This is a genomic window from Robertkochia aurantiaca, from assembly GCF_020166495.1.
In the GTDB taxonomy this organism is placed as follows: Bacteria; Bacteroidota; Bacteroidia; order Flavobacteriales; family Flavobacteriaceae; genus Robertkochia; species Robertkochia aurantiaca.
The window spans coordinates 304,953-322,852 of sequence record NZ_JAINZS010000002.1; the positions used below are offsets into that span (position 1 = coordinate 304,953).

The 17,900-nt window shown below is 45.9% G+C and carries 10 protein-coding genes; 4 read left to right on the forward strand and 6 right to left on the reverse strand.

Going from position 1 to position 17,900, the window contains the following annotated elements:
- Nucleotides 1-42: 42 nt before the first annotated feature.
- Both K7R10_RS03810 and K7R10_RS03815 read left to right on the forward strand, forming a co-directional pair.
- The gene (locus K7R10_RS03810) at nucleotides 43-1,431 is read left to right on the forward strand and encodes a DUF1214 domain-containing protein (RefSeq protein ID WP_224483357.1); all 1,389 of its coding nucleotides are present in this window, start codon (nucleotides 43-45) and stop codon (nucleotides 1,429-1,431) included.
- A gap of 93 nt (nucleotides 1,432-1,524) precedes the next feature.
- Nucleotides 1,525-2,943, forward strand: coding sequence for a phosphatase PAP2 family protein (locus tag K7R10_RS03815; protein ID WP_224483358.1), 1,419 nt, complete (start codon nucleotides 1,525-1,527; stop codon nucleotides 2,941-2,943).
- Between the two features lie 18 nt (nucleotides 2,944-2,961).
- Here the strand turns inward: K7R10_RS03815 and K7R10_RS03820 are convergent, their stop codons facing one another.
- The 3 genes from K7R10_RS03820 to asnB form a co-directional block, all read right to left on the reverse strand.
- On the reverse strand, nucleotides 2,962-3,975 hold the full coding sequence (locus tag K7R10_RS03820; RefSeq protein WP_224483359.1) for a DUF6588 family protein: 1,014 nt from the start codon (nucleotides 3,973-3,975) through the stop codon (nucleotides 2,962-2,964).
- 83 nt (nucleotides 3,976-4,058) lie between these two features.
- The gene (gene gyrB / locus K7R10_RS03825) at nucleotides 4,059-5,999 is read right to left on the reverse strand and encodes a DNA topoisomerase (ATP-hydrolyzing) subunit B (protein ID WP_224483360.1); all 1,941 of its coding nucleotides are present in this window, start codon (nucleotides 5,997-5,999) and stop codon (nucleotides 4,059-4,061) included.
- A gap of 168 nt (nucleotides 6,000-6,167) precedes the next feature.
- The gene (gene asnB / locus K7R10_RS03830; protein WP_224483361.1) at nucleotides 6,168-7,838 is read right to left on the reverse strand and encodes an asparagine synthase B; all 1,671 of its coding nucleotides are present in this window, start codon (nucleotides 7,836-7,838) and stop codon (nucleotides 6,168-6,170) included.
- Nucleotides 7,839-8,095: 257 nt separating this feature from the next.
- Between asnB and K7R10_RS03835 the strand changes: the two genes are divergently transcribed.
- Nucleotides 8,096-8,644: a DUF2911 domain-containing protein gene (locus tag K7R10_RS03835; RefSeq protein WP_224483362.1), complete on the forward strand. Its 549-nt coding sequence runs from the start codon at nucleotides 8,096-8,098 to the stop codon at nucleotides 8,642-8,644.
- 441 nt (nucleotides 8,645-9,085) lie between these two features.
- On the opposite strand, the gene K7R10_RS03840 is transcribed toward K7R10_RS03835, so the two are convergent.
- Nucleotides 9,086-10,708 carry an amidohydrolase gene (locus K7R10_RS03840; RefSeq protein ID WP_224483363.1) on the reverse strand — a complete coding sequence of 541 codons (1,623 nt, stop codon included), beginning with the start codon at nucleotides 10,706-10,708 and terminating at the stop codon, nucleotides 9,086-9,088.
- Between the two features lie 95 nt (nucleotides 10,709-10,803).
- On the opposite strand from K7R10_RS03840, the gene K7R10_RS03845 reads away from it, so the two are divergent.
- Nucleotides 10,804-12,984: an FUSC family protein gene (locus K7R10_RS03845; RefSeq protein ID WP_224483364.1), complete on the forward strand. Its 2,181-nt coding sequence runs from the start codon at nucleotides 10,804-10,806 to the stop codon at nucleotides 12,982-12,984.
- A 3-nt stretch (nucleotides 12,985-12,987) separates the two neighbouring features.
- On the opposite strand, the gene K7R10_RS03850 is transcribed toward K7R10_RS03845, so the two are convergent.
- Together K7R10_RS03850 and K7R10_RS03855 are read right to left on the reverse strand one after the other, a co-directional pair.
- On the reverse strand, nucleotides 12,988-14,778 hold the full coding sequence (locus K7R10_RS03850) for a TonB-dependent receptor (RefSeq protein WP_224483365.1): 1,791 nt from the start codon (nucleotides 14,776-14,778) through the stop codon (nucleotides 12,988-12,990).
- Nucleotides 14,779-14,786: 8 nt separating this feature from the next.
- Nucleotides 14,787-17,813, reverse strand: coding sequence for a tetratricopeptide repeat protein (locus tag K7R10_RS03855; protein ID WP_224483366.1), 3,027 nt, complete (start codon nucleotides 17,811-17,813; stop codon nucleotides 14,787-14,789).
- Nucleotides 17,814-17,900: the final 87 nt, after the last annotated feature.

Consider the following 17,900-nt stretch of genomic DNA (forward strand, 5'->3'; position numbering starts at 1 on the left):
CAATCAGAAAAAGAAATTCATTCACTATAAAACCGCATGATCATGAAAACATTAAGGAATTTGGTAAGCATATGTAGTCTGTTACTGCTACTGCCGGGTTATTCTCAAACGGATCAACAAATTACAGACCAGCAGGTCGAAGAAATCGTCAAACACTCTTATCAGTATGTTGCCATGTACAATGTCAACAACAAATCAGCTATACAAAACGGTGGATGGAACACCATAGCTATTGATACCACCTTAAAAGACCACACCTTAAAGCTGATTGCCAGACCCAACAATGATTCTTTCTACATTATATGTGCTCTCAACCTTCAGCAGGAGGCTGCTGTGATAGAGATGCCTGCCTTTGATTCAAAGTACGTATCGCTAATGGTAACGGGGTACGATCATTATGTAAACATCCCCCTGTCTACCCGCCAGAATAATTTTAAAGAACCCGAAAAGATCTTATTGTACTCAGAAAGAAGCCCTGATTATCAAAAAGGCACTAAGATCGAGGGCATCGATCATTATTTCGAAGCCAGCGGTGATTTTGTAACAGCCATATTCAGGGTCATGCCACATATGAATAACCCAGAGCGCTTCAAGGTCATCATGGATCAAATTAAATCTGTTAATCTCTTAACTCTATCAGAATATCAGGGAAAGGAGCCACTTCCCGAGTCTGATATCGATGCTCCTGAAGTGGGAAAGACAGACTATGATATTTTTGAGAACAACCTCCTGGAGGTGATGCAATTTGTCTTCAATCACACCTCTTTCGATAAAAACAATGAACTCGACCAAAGACTGCTGGAGATATACGAGCCCCTGGGAGTTATTCCCGGTAAACCTTATGATGCCTCCCGAATGGCCCAAATCGACGGTAAGCGATTTCGACTGGTGGCTGAACGTGTGGCAGCAGAAGAGATGGCCAAGGCGGCACAAATGGGCAGCATGAGAGAAATGTTCCAACCTAAAGGAAAGATCAACCTTGAAGTACTGTTAATGCAGTCTGTGGTAGGCCCGATCGGTCAGCCGGCACAGGAGGCCATTTATCCCATGATAGGCACAACGGATGGGAAGCCCATGAATGCTCAGAACGACTACGTTATTCGTATGAAAAAAGACGAACTGCCTCCTGCCAAGGCCTTCTGGTCATTGACCCTGTACGATACAGCAAACGGCTTTTTCCTGCCCAATGACCGCAAAAAGTACAGTGTGGGCGAAAATGCAGGAATGAAACTGAACGATCAAGGAGGAATTGAAGTCTACATCTCAGCTGAACAACCTGAAGGGGTTCCCGATGAAAATTGGCTGCCGTTAAATCGCGGCGATTACGGCATAGATGTTATACTAAGACTCTATGAACCGGACCTTGATAAAGTTGAACATTGGGAAGCTCCCAAAGCTGAAAAGATAACAGTAAAAACTGCCAGTAATTAAAGAAACTAACAGGGGTAAGGAGCATATCTTGCCCCTGTTATAAAAGTTTCACCGATGAAAAATGATAAAAAAAATACCGGCAAATTGATTCGAATGATCCTATTTTGCACCATCATTTCTCAGGTGCTTTTCAGCCAGGTAAGAGAACCTGACTTCTCAACGAACAAGTGGTCTACAGAACTCCCCGTCTACTCCTTACTTAAAAACTCTGAGGTTGAAACTACCAATTATCAAACTCCAAAACTTAACCTGCTAGGTGTCGAAACTTCGGTTGACCAGGTCAGCTACGAAGAATGGAACAAAAAAAGCACCGGGTCTTCCCTTATCATCTCAGGAAGTCTTATTACCGCTGGCGCCCTGCTAATACCTGTGAATGAAAACTTCAACAACGTAAGAACCAGATACCAGCCTAATTTTGAGGATCCTCTCGATGACTATATTCAATATGCACCTATCGCAGCTATCTACACGATGAACCTGCTGGGATACGAAGGGCGCCATTCTGTTGGCCGTTACTCGCTGAATTTTGCCACGACCGGGGTGGTCATGCTGGCAGGTATCCAAGGGCTGAAATCGATTATAAACATCGACAGACCCGATGAGTCAGCTGATAACTCATGGCCCTCAGGTCACACCGCAACGGCTTTTATGGCGGCCCATATGCTGCACAAGGAATACGGATATAAAAACCCATATATAAGTATCGCCGGATACACAGTTGCGGTTACCGTAGGAGCAATGAGACAACTGAATAATCGACACTGGTTTTCTGATACAGTGGCCGGTGCGGGATTTGGAATTGGACTAACAGAACTGGGATATTATCTATCTGACCTGATCTTTAATGATTACGGGGTGAATGAGGTGGAAGTAACTGCCAGAGACCCCAATTATGACAAGCCTTCATTTTTCAGCTCCAAGCTGGGATATGCCAACCTCCTCAGCGAACTCACCGGACCGGGAAGGTTGATTTTTGGCGACGATGGTTTCCAGATAAACCTTGACGGAGCTTATATGTTCAATCGTTACCTCGGCGCAGGAGCCACGCTTTCCTTTGCAAGTTTTCCGCTCAGGGAGAGCGCCCCTCTTCCCATTGCTGCCACAAATGTGGAATCTACAGCCATAGGGGTGACCACCCTTGCCGCGGGCCCTTATTTCGGGTATCCCTTCAGCAACACCCTTTTGTTGAACGCTAAAGCCCTATTCGGGTATGCGCGATCTACAGAAGCCAGTTTTATCGTTGATACCGAGAATCAGACTGATCTGCTATTCGCCGATGTGGAAGAAGGCAACGATTTTTCATTCATCGGGGGCCTTATGCTCACCAAAACCTTCAATAAAAGAATGGGGGTAGGCATATTTACAGAGTACACCAAAACGATTCCAAAGGCGGATATTACCCTTTTAACGCAACTTACAGAAAATGGAGAGGCTGTCTATGAAACACAGACAGCCCCGTTAGATTTTGAATTCTTAAGTTTCGGGATCAGTTTTAATGTGATGTTATGGTAACATGCAGACAAAAACCTTTTACCTGAACCCGAGATGCAATCCTACTGAAAAGGTATCGTATTCAGCAAAGGTATAATCAGCATTAAACCTGAATACACCTAGTTTTAAACGCGTACCAAGGGTGGCCCGAACCCCGCTCACTTCACTGTCAACAGAAAATGGGTCGGTGATCTCTTCAGTGGTCAGCAGACCATCGGTAACGATATAGGTTCCCAGTATGTCTGATTCTGAAGTACCGGTGAGATACCCCAGTGACCCATAGAAGTTGATAACCGGAAGACGGGTGGAACCAATCATCTGGAATGCCCATGTCGAGGTATTGTTCTCTACCCGCTGGTTCTCTCCTTCGATACCAGAAGATTCGGTGAAATTATAAGAGCCGTTGAGGCGGGTATAACCAACAAGCCCTGATATGGCTACAGGCCAGAGCTTATCTGCCGGAAGCCATTCGGTAAATTCGTGCTGAAGACCAAAACCGTATAGTTCGGTACTTACCTCATCATATGTGATCTTAGGGATAAAGCGAAACTTAAGTTCAGTTGCCTTTATCACACCTACCCCTGCCTGAATAACTGCTGAAGGGATCAGCGAAGCTGCATCACCTAAACCGTTGGGAAGAGTGATCTCCACTTCCTGTCCGCCAAAGATCGGATCGTCATAGGTAAGTACCACATCAATATCGGGAACATTCTCCCCCAAAGCAGTGGCGACGTTCTGAACAGAAGGTCCCTGGGCAAACCGTACGTTCTCATAGTTTGCCTCATTCAGTGCAAAAGACTTTTTGTCATCAGAAACCAGGGCCCCGTTAGCGATAACAGATACCTCGAACCCAAGAAAGGGTTTTACTTCTGCCGAATTAAACCAGCCATTATTCATACTGTACATCAGGCCATTGGTGCCGGGAGCCATGTAATCATCGGCGAATCGCTCGGCATCTTCCACACCGGCCGCGAGTATCACATTAAAGTCATTTTGAGCATACATACTGCTGAAGAACAGCCCTGCAGCAAGGGCAAGTAGCATTTTTTTCATGATTTTAAGATTGGGTTATAAAAATAAAACTCACGGAATACGTGAGTTTTATCGCAATATTAAAAAAATATTTTCAAATGCTCTTAGGCATCGATATTGGCATAGATAGCGTTCTTTTCAATAAACTCCCTTCTCGGCGGCACCTCATCTCCCATTAGCATAGAGAAAATACGGTCTGCTTCACTTCCGTTATCAATGGTCACCTGCCTCAAAGTTCTGAACTCAGGGTTCATAGTGGTATCCCAAAGCTGTTCAGCGTTCATCTCACCGAGACCCTTATAACGCTGTACGCCCGCATTTCCACCGTACTCTTTAACCAGTGCATCACGCTCCTTGTCGTTCCAGGCATATGATTTCTTATTCCCCTTTTTCACCAAATACAATGGTGGGGTGGCAATATAGACATAACCGTTCTCGATCAGTTCTTTCATATAGCGGAAGAAGAAGGTCAGGATCAGGGTAGCAATATGCGAACCATCGACGTCGGCATCACACATGATCACGATCTTATGATAGCGCAGTTTTTCAAGGTTTAGTGCTTTACTGTCTTCTTCGGTACCGATGGTCACACCAAGTGCCGTAAAAATATTTCGGATCTCTTCGTTCTCGAATACCTTATGCGACATGGCCTTTTCAACGTTCAGGATCTTACCGCGAAGCGGAAGGATCGCCTGAAAATTCCGGTCTCTTCCCTGTTTGGCCGTACCACCTGCCGAGTCACCCTCGACGAGGAATACTTCACATTTTTCCGGATCCTGCTCGGAACAATCGGAAAGTTTACCGGGTAGTCCGGCTCCACTCATCACCGTTTTACGCTGTACCATTTCACGTGCCTTTCGGGCCGCGTGACGAGCCTGGGCTGCCAGGATCACTTTTTGAACGATCGATTTGGCATCGTTAGGATGTTCTTCAAGATAGATCTCCAGCATTTCAGAAACAGCCTGTGAAACGGCCGAAGTAACCTCACGGTTACCCAGCTTGGTCTTGGTCTGTCCTTCGAATTGAGGCTCAGCCACTTTAACCGACACAATAGCTGTTAGTCCTTCACGGAAATCATCTCCTGATATCTCGAACTTTAGTTTGTCGAGCATGCCTGATGAATCGGCATATTTCTTCAGGGTGGTGGTGAGTCCTCTTCTGAATCCGGAAAGGTGCGTACCTCCTTCGTGAGTATTGATATTGTTTACGTAAGAATGAAGGTTTTCATTAAAAGAAGTATTATAAACCATCGCCACTTCGACCGGGATATCGTTCTTCTCTCCTTCCATCGAGATAACATCTTCAATAAGAGGCTCCCTGTTCCCATCGAGGAAACGGATAAATTCCTTTAATCCTTCCTCAGAATGAAACTTTTCAAACACGAAGTTTCCTTCATCATCCTTATGTCTCATGTCGGTCAGGGTAATGGTAATTCCTTTATTAAGGAACGCCAGTTCACGCATACGACTCGCAAGGGTATCGTAATTATATTCAAGGGTTTGTTTAAAGATATCAGGGTCAGGCTTGAAAGTCACCAGTGTACCACGCAGATCGGTCTCGCCTACGACCTTGACAGGATACTGCGTTTTTCCGCGTTTGTATTCCTGCTCGTAGATCTTGTTGTCGCGGTATACCGTGGCTTTAAGGCTTTCAGAAAGGGCATTCACACAGGATACACCTACCCCGTGCAATCCTCCTGACACCTTATAGGAATCCTTATCGAATTTACCTCCGGCACCGATCTTGGTCATAACCACTTCAAGGGCTGAGATACCTTCCTTTTTATGAATATCAACAGGTATACCCCTACCGTTATCTTCGACCGTGATGGAATTATCCTCATTGATGACTACCCTAATGGTATCACAATGCCCGGCCAGTGCTTCATCGATGGAGTTATCGACCACCTCATATACCAGATGGTGCAATCCTCTGGTTCCTACATCACCAATATACATGGAAGGACGCATACGTACGTGCTCCATTCCTTCCAGTGCCTGAATACTGTCGGCCGAATATTGTTTTTTATTAAGATCTTCGCTCATAAATTGTTAGGTTAATAGATCATGTATGCAAACAGACAAATATAAGAAAAGACCAATAAAAAGAGGGCATAAAGCCCCCTTTAACACCTCAAGTTATCAACAGTAATTGTGGAAAAACACAACTGTTGCTGATCTCGTGCTTCGCCTTATCTGTAAAGGCTTCAGAAGTTATTTAACATAGGCCTCGGTATGCACTTTAGCCACGGCTCTTCCCGAAGGGTCGTTCATGTTTTTGAACGCCTCATCCCACTCCAGTGCGACAGGGGTGCTGCAGGCCACGGAAGGCACTGAGGGAACGCTCAGCGCAGCAGCATCTGAGGGGAAGTGTTCGGCAAAGATTGTACGGTAATAATACTCTTCTTTCGAGGATGGTGTCTGAATGGGAAAACGAAAACGGGCGTTGGCCATTTGCTCATCGCTGACCTTTTCTTCCACCATCTCCTTCAGGGTATCGATCCAGCTGTATCCGACCCCGTCAGAGAATTGTTCTTTTTGTCTCCAGGCAACGCTTTCCGGTAAATACGACTCAAAAGCCTTCCTGATCACCCATTTCTCCATACGCTCTCCGTTGATCATTTTATCTTCCGGGTTGATGCGCATGGCAACATCCATAAATTCTTTGTCAAGAAAGGGCACCCTACCCTCTACTCCCCATGCTGCCAGGGATTTGTTGGCCCGCAGACAGTCATACTGATGCAGCTTATCCAGTTTTCTAACGGTCTCTTCGTGAAAATCTTTTGCACTGGGCGCTTTATGGAAATACAGGTAACCCCCAAATACTTCGTCAGCTCCTTCACCCGAAAGCACCATTTTGATCCCCATAGAGCGTATCACACGCGCCATCAGGTACATGGGAGTGGAAGCTCTCACTGTAGTCACATCATAGGTTTCCAGGTGGTAGATCACATCCCTGAGCGCATCCAGTCCTTCCTGTATGGTAAACTTGATCTCATGATGAACCGTACCGATATGATCGGCTACCTTTTGAGCAGCCGCCAGATCGGGCGATCCTTCAAGGCCTATTGAAAACGAATGCAGTCTCGGCCACCAGGCTTCGTCGGTATCACCCGATTCGATACGTTTTTCTGCATATCGTTTGGCTATAGCCGAAGTGATCGAAGAATCCAGTCCGCCACTCAGTAAAACCCCATAAGGCACATCAGACATCAGTTGGCGATGTACCGCATCTTCCAGAGCTTTTTTCAGGGTTTCGATCTCGGTCTTATTTTCTTTCACGGCTTCATAATCAGACCAATCGCGCTGATACCACCTTACAGGCTTCTCATCAGAACTGCTCAGGTAATGTCCCGGAGGAAAAAGTTCTATGTGAGTACAGACGCCTTCCAGCGCCTTCAGCTCTGAGGCCACATAAAATGTTCCGAAGGGGTCCCACCCCATATAAAGCGGAATAATACCCATATGATCACGGGCGATCAGGTAGGTATCGGTAAGGCTATCGTATATGGCAAAGCCGAAAATTCCGTTAAGTTCATCGAGAAAGGCGGCACCTTTCTCACGGAAAAGGGCCAGGATCACCTCACAATCAGATCCGGTCTGAAAATCATATGACTCTGAAAGCCTGGAGCGCAGTTCACGGTGGTTGTATATTTCACCGTTCGCTGCCAGAATATACCGCCGGTCAGCACTTATAATAGGCTGCTTTCCCGAAGCCGGATCAACAATGGCCAGTCGCTCATGCGCCAGTACAGCTTTTCCGCTTGAGAAGACACCACTCCAGTCGGGACCCCTGTGACGTATCTTCTTAGACATATTCAAAACCTGCGAACGTATTTCGGTTGCGTCTTGCTTTAATTCGAATGCACATACAATTCCACACATAACTCTTTGTTTAATTTAAAATCAAAAATGGAGTTTAATATTTTTAATTAAAACCATAATTCACAATTAAATTACTATTTATAACTTAATATAAGTATTAAGCAACATTTTTAAACCAGTTAAAGATTTTTGTTTGCTGAATTTCATCAGAATGTAAGTTCCCGGAAAATTGTAAGGGTTTAGTGAAAGTTTAACATCCCTTTGTCGTACATAATTCGTAGTTTTAATAGAACATTTATAAAAAAATTACACTCATTATGATCAAACAATCAATCACTATGCTGGTATTAGGGGTAGCCCTGGCCTTCACTTCTAATGCTAATGCTCAGGAATTCAGCGGACTGGATAAAAGTCCTGCAGATATAGCTATATTTCGGGTGGAACGCGATGCCCCTCCAATGGTTAAAGTGATCTACGGCCGACCCATGCTGAAAGGAAGAGTGGTAGGAGAAGAACTGGCCACTTTCGGAAAAGTATGGAGAACCGGTGCCAACGAAGCTACCGAGATCAAATTCTACGAAGATGTATTGCTGGGTGGAAGTGAGATCCCTGCCGGAACCTATAGCCTGTTCACTATACCCGGGAAGGATCAGTGGACGGTCATCATCAATGCTGACACCGATATATGGGGAGCGTATAATTACGATCCGGCAAAAGACGTGGCACGTATCGATGTACCGGCCAAACAGGGAGAAAATTCACTTGAAGCATTTTCCATCACTTTTGAACCCACCGATGAAGGAGCCAATATGCTCATGGGTTGGGATAAGCTTCGGGTCGCAGTTCCTATCAAACCTGCTCAATAGTTTTATAGTCAACAGAACAATAAAAAAGCTGCCTGAAAGGGCAGCTTTTTTTGTTATGGGGTTATGAGGGTATGAAGTTATGGGGTGATGGGGTGATGGGGTGATGGGTTAGTGCATAGGTTAGGAAGGAATGTGGGGAATTACCCCCTTTCTGAGAAGAGGGTAACACGGCATTCTTACTATCGATATATTTCCCTGCGAGCTAAAACGTCTCAGGGGAAGGTGGCCGGCTCCCTGGTCTAAGGGGATTATCCATTTAAACCGAAGTTGAAAAGGCAATAGCACTTCACTACTTCGCTCCTTTGCTCCTTTGCTCCTTTGCTCCTTAACAAATAAAAGCATCTTGTAACAAGCCTGGCTGAAAAATAGTAACGAGCTGTGGAGGCAGTGGCAGTTCCTTCCCACCTACCTGTTTACCTATTTACCCACTTACCTATTTACCTACTTAACAGCCTTCCCCCCGACAAAGGTATTCAACACCTGTGTTTGCGGGATATCTTCCTCGGGCACCTCCATGATATCGCGGTCAAGAATTACGAAATCTGCCATTTTACCGGGTTCGATGCTTCCTTTCTCTTCTTCCTCGAAATTTGAATAGGCTGCCCAGATGGTCATTCCCTTGAGGGTTTCTTCCCTGCTCAAGGCATCCTTCATCTGAAATCCGCTTTCCGGATATCCTTTCAGGTCTTTTCGTGCCACAGCTGCATAAAAGGTAAGAAACGGACTCACCTGTTCTACCGGGAAGTCGGTACCCAAAGCCAGTATTCCGGCCTCTTCCAGCAGCTTCTTATAGGCATATGCACCTTTGATACGCTCTTCCCCCACCCGGTCTTCGGCCCAGTACATATCACTGGTCGCATGGGTAGGCTGGACACTTGGAATAATGTTACGGGAGAAATAATCGAAATCTTCCATCGAAAGGATCTGAGCGTGTTCGATCTTCCATCGTCTGTCTTTCATTCCTACCAAAGCTTTTTCGTAGGCGCGAAGCACCACGATATTCGCCGAATCTCCAATGGCATGGGTATTCATCTGGAAATCTGTTTGTACCAGACGCCGGGCCAGGTTGTAAATCGAATCTACCGGAGTCACCATCGCCCCGAAATGTCCGTCTTTATCGCTATAGGGTGCACGCATGGCGGCCCCTCTCGAGCCCAGAGCTCCGTCACCATATACTTTAACAGACCTGACGTTGAGACCCGGAGTTTTTATAACACCCTTATCCAGATAATGATCAAGGTTGTCGGGAGTATTACTGATCATGGCGTAAACACGAATATTGAGTTCCCCGGCTTGCTGCAGACTGTCGATCAGCTCGATCACCTCACGATCCAAACCTGCATCATTCACAGTGGTAAGGCCGTGATCGAAACAAATACGCTCTGCATCTTTCAAAGCCTGTATTTTAGTATTCAGGGAATATTCAGGAATAATGGCATCCACCAGGCCCATGGGGTTATCTACCAGGACTCCGGTAACCCTGCCGTTCTCAATCACGACCTCCCCTCCACTTACTCGGGTTTCTGCATCTATTCCCGCCATCTCAAGCACCTTTCCGTTTACAAGATAGGCATGGCCATCAACCCTTTCTAAAATGACAGGGATATCAGGAAACATCTCATCAAGAGGTGCTCTGTCGGGAAAAGCCTTTTCTTCCCAGTCGTTCTGATCCCATCCACGTCCAAGTATGAAATCGCTCCCCTTTTCTTCATGAAATCGCTGTACGCGCTCAATGACTTCTTCGTAACTGCCTGTTCCAACAAGGTCAACCCGCTGCTGGTTTAAACCCAGGCCGTAGAAATGACAATGAGCATCGATCAATCCGGGCAATATGGTACGACCACCGGCGTCGATAAGCGAATCTGACTCAAATGAATTCTTAATGGCTTCTTCATCCCCCACAGCCAGGAATCTACCGTCTTTCACGGCAAAAGCCGTAGCTTTGCCCGAGAGGGAATCAACCGTATATACATTGGCATTGACAACAACAAGATCGGCCTGTTCCTTTTGGGCACAAGACACCGTAAGCACAGCAGCACACAGGCCAATAAACAGCTTTTTCATAAGTGATTAGTTTAGTTGATTAACAAAAATAGGTTTAAAATTTTAAAAAATGAGGAAGGGTTTCCACAGCCCCATCCTCTTTGATCATTCGTAAATTGAAAAAAATCGGCGAGGTATTAAGAAGCTATAATTTCAGCAGAGGACTGCTTATCAGCAGTGCAGCCTTTGTTCCCGTCATGGTGGCTTACCTTACAGACACTATCAGTTACGGCAGCAGCTTTGCTTTAGGAGTTCTGATCACCGCACTGAGCGACATCCCCGGAACCGGTAAATACGCTAACCGGGGTATCCTGGCGGCTCTTATCCTCGGAATCTTTAATTACCTGATCATTCAATTCACCAGGGATACCCTATTCGTGGTACCCGTTTTGGGTATTCTGGTCTTTAGTACAGCCATGATCTCCGTATACGGGTTCAGAGCTTCGCTGATCGCCTTTGCAGGTCTGGGAGCCCTGAGCGTTGCCTTCGCCGGGGCGGCTACCTCAACCCCCCCTCTACTGGCTGCTGCTCTGATATTTTCGGGAGGTGCCTGGTATTTCCTGCTTAGCCTGATATTCAGAAATCTTGGCAACCGAAAATACATCAGGGAACAATTCAGCAAATGCTTTCTTTATACTGCCGATTATCTTGAGCAAAGAAAGACCCTGCTTGAAAAAGGATTCGACGGTGAGCTATATAACGAACTGTTGGAGAAGCAAAACGATATTTTCGATCTGCATGAAGTGTTGCGCAATCAAATCATCAACAAACGATTGCGATCGGGTAAAGACACTCTGGCTTCAAGGAGACTGCTTTTACTGATAGAATTCATCGACCTGATGGAACTCTCAGTAGCCAACACCCTGAGAATCGAGCAAAACCAGAAAATACATCCTGACCTGGCCATACTGAAAGAGGAACTCACCCAAACGATCGGGGTCTTTAGCAAGACTATGAGAAATCTAAGCAGTCTGGAAATCGATTCCCTTTCTGCCCGGGAGATTGCAGGGGCACTTTCTGCTCCACGTGATCGAATTGTATCCCTCAGCAAAGTCACACTGAATGAGAAAGACAGGAACGACCTGCTGAGCCTTAGCAACCTGCTTGATTATCTGGAAAAACTGAGCCAGGTGATCGCCAATATGGAGCGCATTATTAAAGGCACTTTCAACCCGGATATAAAGAAACTGAACAAGATCGAACCACAACAATTCCTTAATGAACGATCGTACGGGTTTCAGGAACTATGGAGTCAACTCTCTTTTGATTCACCGATCTTCAGGCATGCATTGCGATTATCGATAACGATCATGGTTGCATACCTGCTATGCAATTACTTTTCAGTACCTCAATTCTATTGGGTTTTTATCACCATCATCGTAATTCTACGTCCGGGTTATGCGCTGACAAAGCAAAGATCCAGACAGCGTACAGTTGGCACGCTTATCGGGCTTTTTGCAGCAGGTGTGGTCCTGATGACAAAGCCTCCCGTTGCTGTTATAGCCGTATTAACCTACCTGTCATTTGCGTTGGCTTTTACCTTCACCCAGGAAAATTATAAGATCTCTTCGGCCTATATCACCCTCTCGATAGTTTTTCTTTACACTTTGCTGATCCCGGAACCTTTCAAGGTGGTGGAACTTCGTTTGATCGATAGCCTTATCGGGATCGCCATGGCCGTGACGGCAAGCTATTTATTGTTCCCCATATGGGAAAAAGACCATATCGACAACCTCATTAAAAGCAGCATCAGGGCCAATCTGGACTATCTGAATGAGGTTCATCGCATCTACCGGGAAAACACCGGTACCGACACCAGGTACAAGCTGGCAAGAAAAAAAGCCTTTATAGAGATCTCCAGGCTGCACTCAGGGTTTCAGCGCATGACGCAGGAGCCTGAAAACAGGCAGACTAAGCTTACCGAATTATTCGAAATAGTAGCGATTAACCAAACCACCCTCTCCTCTGCCGCAAGCCTGGGAACATATTTTCAGATGTCAAAGGGAGTAGCAGCTCCGGTATTAATGGATGTAGGCATGAATGCCCTGAATGAGGCGCTTGCATGCGCTTCAGCCTTTACCGATTATGAATCAATACCTCTAAGCGCAGAAACGGAAATAAAGGAAGCCCGAGAATATCTCAGGAACTATAAAGCTAAAATGAGTAATACAACAGAATTCCCTGGCGAGAAGCCCCTGGCTTATCAAAAAGATCTGAGACTGCTAACCAACCAGCTGGATTGGCTGCTGTCGCAATCTTCCCGATTATTAAAAACCATCAACACTTACAAAAAGTAATCTTTACAGGTCGAACTTATAGGAGGCTCCGGCAAGCACCTGAAAGCCCTGCACCCTGAAGTTCATCCAACGGGCGTAATCATTATTGGTCATATTGTTCAGCTTCACGAAAGCACCCAACTGCTTACTGATATCATAAGAAAGTCTTGCATTGAGATCAAAATAACCATCAAGCGTAACGATCTCAGGATTTAACAGCAAGGGAGTGTCCATGCGATCTTTACGATTTCCTATATAGAAGAAGTCTGCCCCGGCATGCCATTTTTTACCAAAACTGTATTCAGCGAACAGGGAACCCTCCAGTGAAGGCAGGTTCCATGCCTCAGCCTCCTCATCGGTATTATAATCCCGAACCGCAGCGTTAAGCCCTACGTTCAGGTCGTTGTTCAGGTTAAAATTTAATTCTCCTGCGATGGAAAGTGTACGTATGTCATCATAGACCACACCAAAAGAATTCCCGTAACGATAGCCATCCTCACCATCGGTAACGGTCAGACCGGTGAGCGGATTGTTACGAAACAACGGCTGATTATTGGCAGCCATATAAGACCCTTTGAGATCATAGCTCAGGTTCGGCAGCAATTTCCCGCGAACTCCAACATAGGCATCATACTGCGCATCTGTCGGGGTTACGTTAATCGTTGGGGAAACAAAGGGGTTATCGGCAACAAATTCCCGGTAGGTGTTCTGCTGAAGATCTCCTTTCACTCCGGCATAAGGAATGAGGTATTCTTCAACCAGGTTATAAGAGGCTGAAACGCGAGGATATATAAAAAAGTTGCCCGTTCCAGACTCAAAGTCATTATTATAAACCACTGCAGCTCCAAGGTCGATGGTAAGGTCATCTTCAAGTATTTGCAGGGAGGGCGCCACCTCTGCTATCAGGTTACTGTAAGCAATGGGGTCATCATTCCCGTAGTTGATGACCTGACTGCCGTTCAGGTAATTCAGCTCAGTACCGACATTCAGGTTTTCGTCCCCTAATGAAAGTATAAATTCAGGAGTGGCCATCACATTGAGTTCTGTTGATTCATAACCATCCCAAAAATAATCCAGTCCGGCAGCACCTCCTCCGAAATAAGATTCGGGCAACTGCAGGTTCCCTCCGAAATGGGCATGGTAATAACTTTGCCGCTCATCTATCGATTCGAGCTGAGCCTGAGAGAAAACACCCTGAGGCACCCCGTACCAATTATAGATCTCATGACCGAAGCCACCCTCAACCTCCCATTGTGAATAGCGGTTCTTGCGGCGGTAATGCCCTTCAAGCTCCGTATCGAAAAAACGGGTGTCCAGGAATACCTGATCGATATCTCCCTGAGCTGAATGATGATTTACGATCACATCGAGAAACTCATCACGGTTCAGGGGGGTACTGCTGTAAAAATCTACCTGAGCCGTATTATAGTTCCCAAGTCCGAGCGCAGTATAAGAATTGAATAAAGGTTCCCGCGGCTCTTGTTTGATCACATTAGCCTTTCCCTTGGCGGGGGTGAAAGTAGATGCTACAGGTACCGAATTAATAGTGTACTGAATGGTTTTCCGGGTAGTGGTCACAGAATCGGTCAGTACCGGAGCCACGTAAAGTTTTTCAGCATCGCCCACGGTTGGGGTATAGGCCTTGACCACATTTACAACCTCGGTTCCCAGGTCTTTTTCTTTCTCTTGTTGTTCGGGTTCCTGCGACCAGAGATTTCCGGCACTGCAAAGAATAATACCATTGATAATAAGAGTTCTGAACACCCCTGTTTTAGTTACCGGCATCGATTTGGTTTCTTTTTTATCGTTGAACATGGTCAGTTTTAATTTTGATTCGGGTCGACAGATGAGTTGGTCATTGATTCCTTCGACTTGATTCGTTGCAGCTCTTCTTTGGCAGCGGTTGTAATTTCAGGGTACTGTCCGAAATTATCTATCACGTTTTCAAGTATATAAGTGGCCTGGAAAGCATCGTTCAGGGCATAGAAGTTTTTCGCCATCAGCACCAATCCTTTTCCTCCGGTTTCTTTATATGCCGAATAATCACGGGCCAGTTTCTGAGCCGCTTCGTTTGAAGCTTTATAATCACCGTCCTTATTTTTAAAGTAAGCTTCGTAATACAGGGCTTCGGCAGCAAGGGAACCGGTTGCGATCTCCCGAACCCGGGCATAGGCTTCCCGTGCGCTTCGTTCATCACCTGTTGCAATAGCCGATCTTGCGATCACCACATAAGCATCACTTTTTATACGATCGTCGGTCTCAGGCTCTGATAATACTTTACGGGCATAGGCGATCGCCTGATCATACTGATCCAGGCGGTAATAAGCCTTCATAAGATTTGAACGGGCGTAGGTAATGTTCTGCGGAAAATCTGCCTCGGTCTCCAATCTTTTCAACAACGGAATAGCTTCGGTGTATCGTTCTTCATCCAGCGCTATCTCTGCCAGCCTGGCCAGGGCCTGCTCGTTGTACTCGGTACGGCCAGCCTCGATCACACGGCGATAATGAGAAACCGATTGTTGCGGCTGCCCGTTGTTATAATAAGCCTGGGCCAGATAGAATTCGGCTTTTAACTGGTGCATCCCCTGAGGGAATTCTTCGAGGTACTTTTCCAGGTTCCTGATAGCAGCCTGCCAGTTATTTTCTGAATAGGCGCGTTCGGCAGATTCAAAAGTGGCACTGTCAAGCTCAGCATCTGTCACTTCAACAAAATCAAGCCCTTTTACCCAGGCAGCATATTCGCTCACCCTCCCCTCATCTACATAGATAAGTTTAGCTGTGGCAACAGCCTGAATGGCCTCTTCGGTATTTTTATAATCCCTCACCAGTGTACGAAAACGCTCCAGAGCCTTTTCATTCTCTCCGCGGTTATAATAGACCAGCCCCTCTTTCAGAATGGCTTTAGGCACAAAAGAGCTCATCGGGTATTCCCGGGTAAGCTTCCGATAGGCTGCTATTCCGTCATCCGGACGGTTATTGTTCACAAAGGTATTACCCAGTTCATAATAGGCGTCGTCTTTCAGGGTTGAACCCGGAAATTGAGCAGTAAAAGAATTCAGGGTTTCGATCTTCTTATCCATACGGTCTACAAAACCGTAAGAGATTGCCTTTTGGTACGCCGCATAATCTGCACCCTTGCCGCCCATATCTATGGCCTGGTTATAGGCCTCCATGGCAGGCCAGTAGCTACTAAGGGCAAAACGGGCATCTCCCAGCCGCAACCAGGCATCTTTTAAATATTCCTTTTCCGCATTCGAACTGCGGGAGGTAAAACGCTCGAACCAGGTGGCTGCCTCATCATAGTTCTTTTGCTTAAATGCTGTATATCCCAGGTTGTAATACACCCATTTATACTCATCGACTTCAGGAGCATCAGGGTGGGTGTTGAACCGCTTGAAATAAGCTTCTGCCTCCCCCGTATTTCCCATGCGATAATTAGATTCAGCCAACCAGTAGAGAGCTCTCGCCGTGAATGTACCCACGCGCTGCTGCTCCAGCGATCGGTCCAGATAGTAGGCCGCCTGCTGGTAATCTCCCTGCTGAAAGAGTTCCAGTCCGCGGTAAAAGGCGACTTTCTGATAGGTGGTTTTACTGCTGAGACTCTGGTTCTTTTCTAAAAATTCCAGGGCAGCCTCGTAGTTCTTTGACGTGATATATGAATCTACCAGCAGAGACTCGATCTCTGCGGTATGCTCAGTAGCAGGGTAAGCCTGAAGATACCCCTGCAGCACCTGGGGCACCGGTTCGTATGGGTTACCCAGTTCATAGCTCAGGCGGGCATAATTGAGATAGGCATCTTGTTTAATGGTTTCATTAAAAGGCATCCCTGATGCGTTTCTGAAGGCATTAAGGGCCTGTTGCTTGGCACCGGTTTTAAGATAACATTCCCCCAGATGATAGTAGGCATTCTGTGCCACCGCATTGCTCCCATCGATGATCTTATTGAACTGATCAATAGCTTCATCATACTGACCCTGTTTGTAATAAGCATAGCCTAACTGGTAATAGTCGGTATTATTCCACTTACCCTTTAGTCCTTTATATTCTCTGAGATAAGGTATGGCAGCCTCATATTCTCCAAGATTGAAATAACTTTCACCGATGATCTTATTGAGTTGTGAACGTTCCTGGGGGTCGGCTGCAGGCAGTTGCTCTTTGGCCAGAGCGATGGCCTTTTCAAACTTACCCAGTTTAAAATTCATATCGGCCTGGTAATAAGACAGGTTTTCAGACAGCTCTTCCTCTCCTCTTATCTCATCAAAGTAGAGGTTTGCCTCATTATAATCGTCTCCCTGGTAAGCCATGTACCCGATGTAATACTTGGCCTGAGCCCCGTATTTCTTAGTGATCGAAACCTTGTCAAGGTATACCCGTGCCTTGTCGTGATTCCCGGTAACAAAAAGCGCATAGCCTTTTTTGAAGTTGAATTCGTCTCTTTCTCCCAGGCTCAGACTATTGCCTTCAGCTTTGTCGAACCAGCGGAGTGCATAGGCATATTTCCCCTGGTCAAAATAGTAATTCGCAACATCCAGATAGGCAGAACTTCGCCTGGTTGAAGTGGGATACTGCTCGAAAAAATCTTCCATCATTTTATCGGCTCCCAGTTGATTGGTGCGAATGGCCGCATTGGCGATATAATAAGAAGCATCTGCCTGGGTATCGAAATCATCAGAGTTCTTTTTCACCTTTTCAAACAGTATCTGTGCCGCCTGATACTGCTCCTGATTATACAGCTCAAGTGCCTCTTTGTACAAGGCATTATCATGAGTGTATACTTCAGATTGCTGAGAGAAGGCAGACAGGGATATGAGCATACCGGTTAAGCAGGCTAAACGCTGTGACAAGTTCATAAGGACAAATTATAGGTACGATTCAAAAATACACGAACAAACATAGTAATAACGGAGCAAATCTGTTATAATTATGATAAAAGAGAA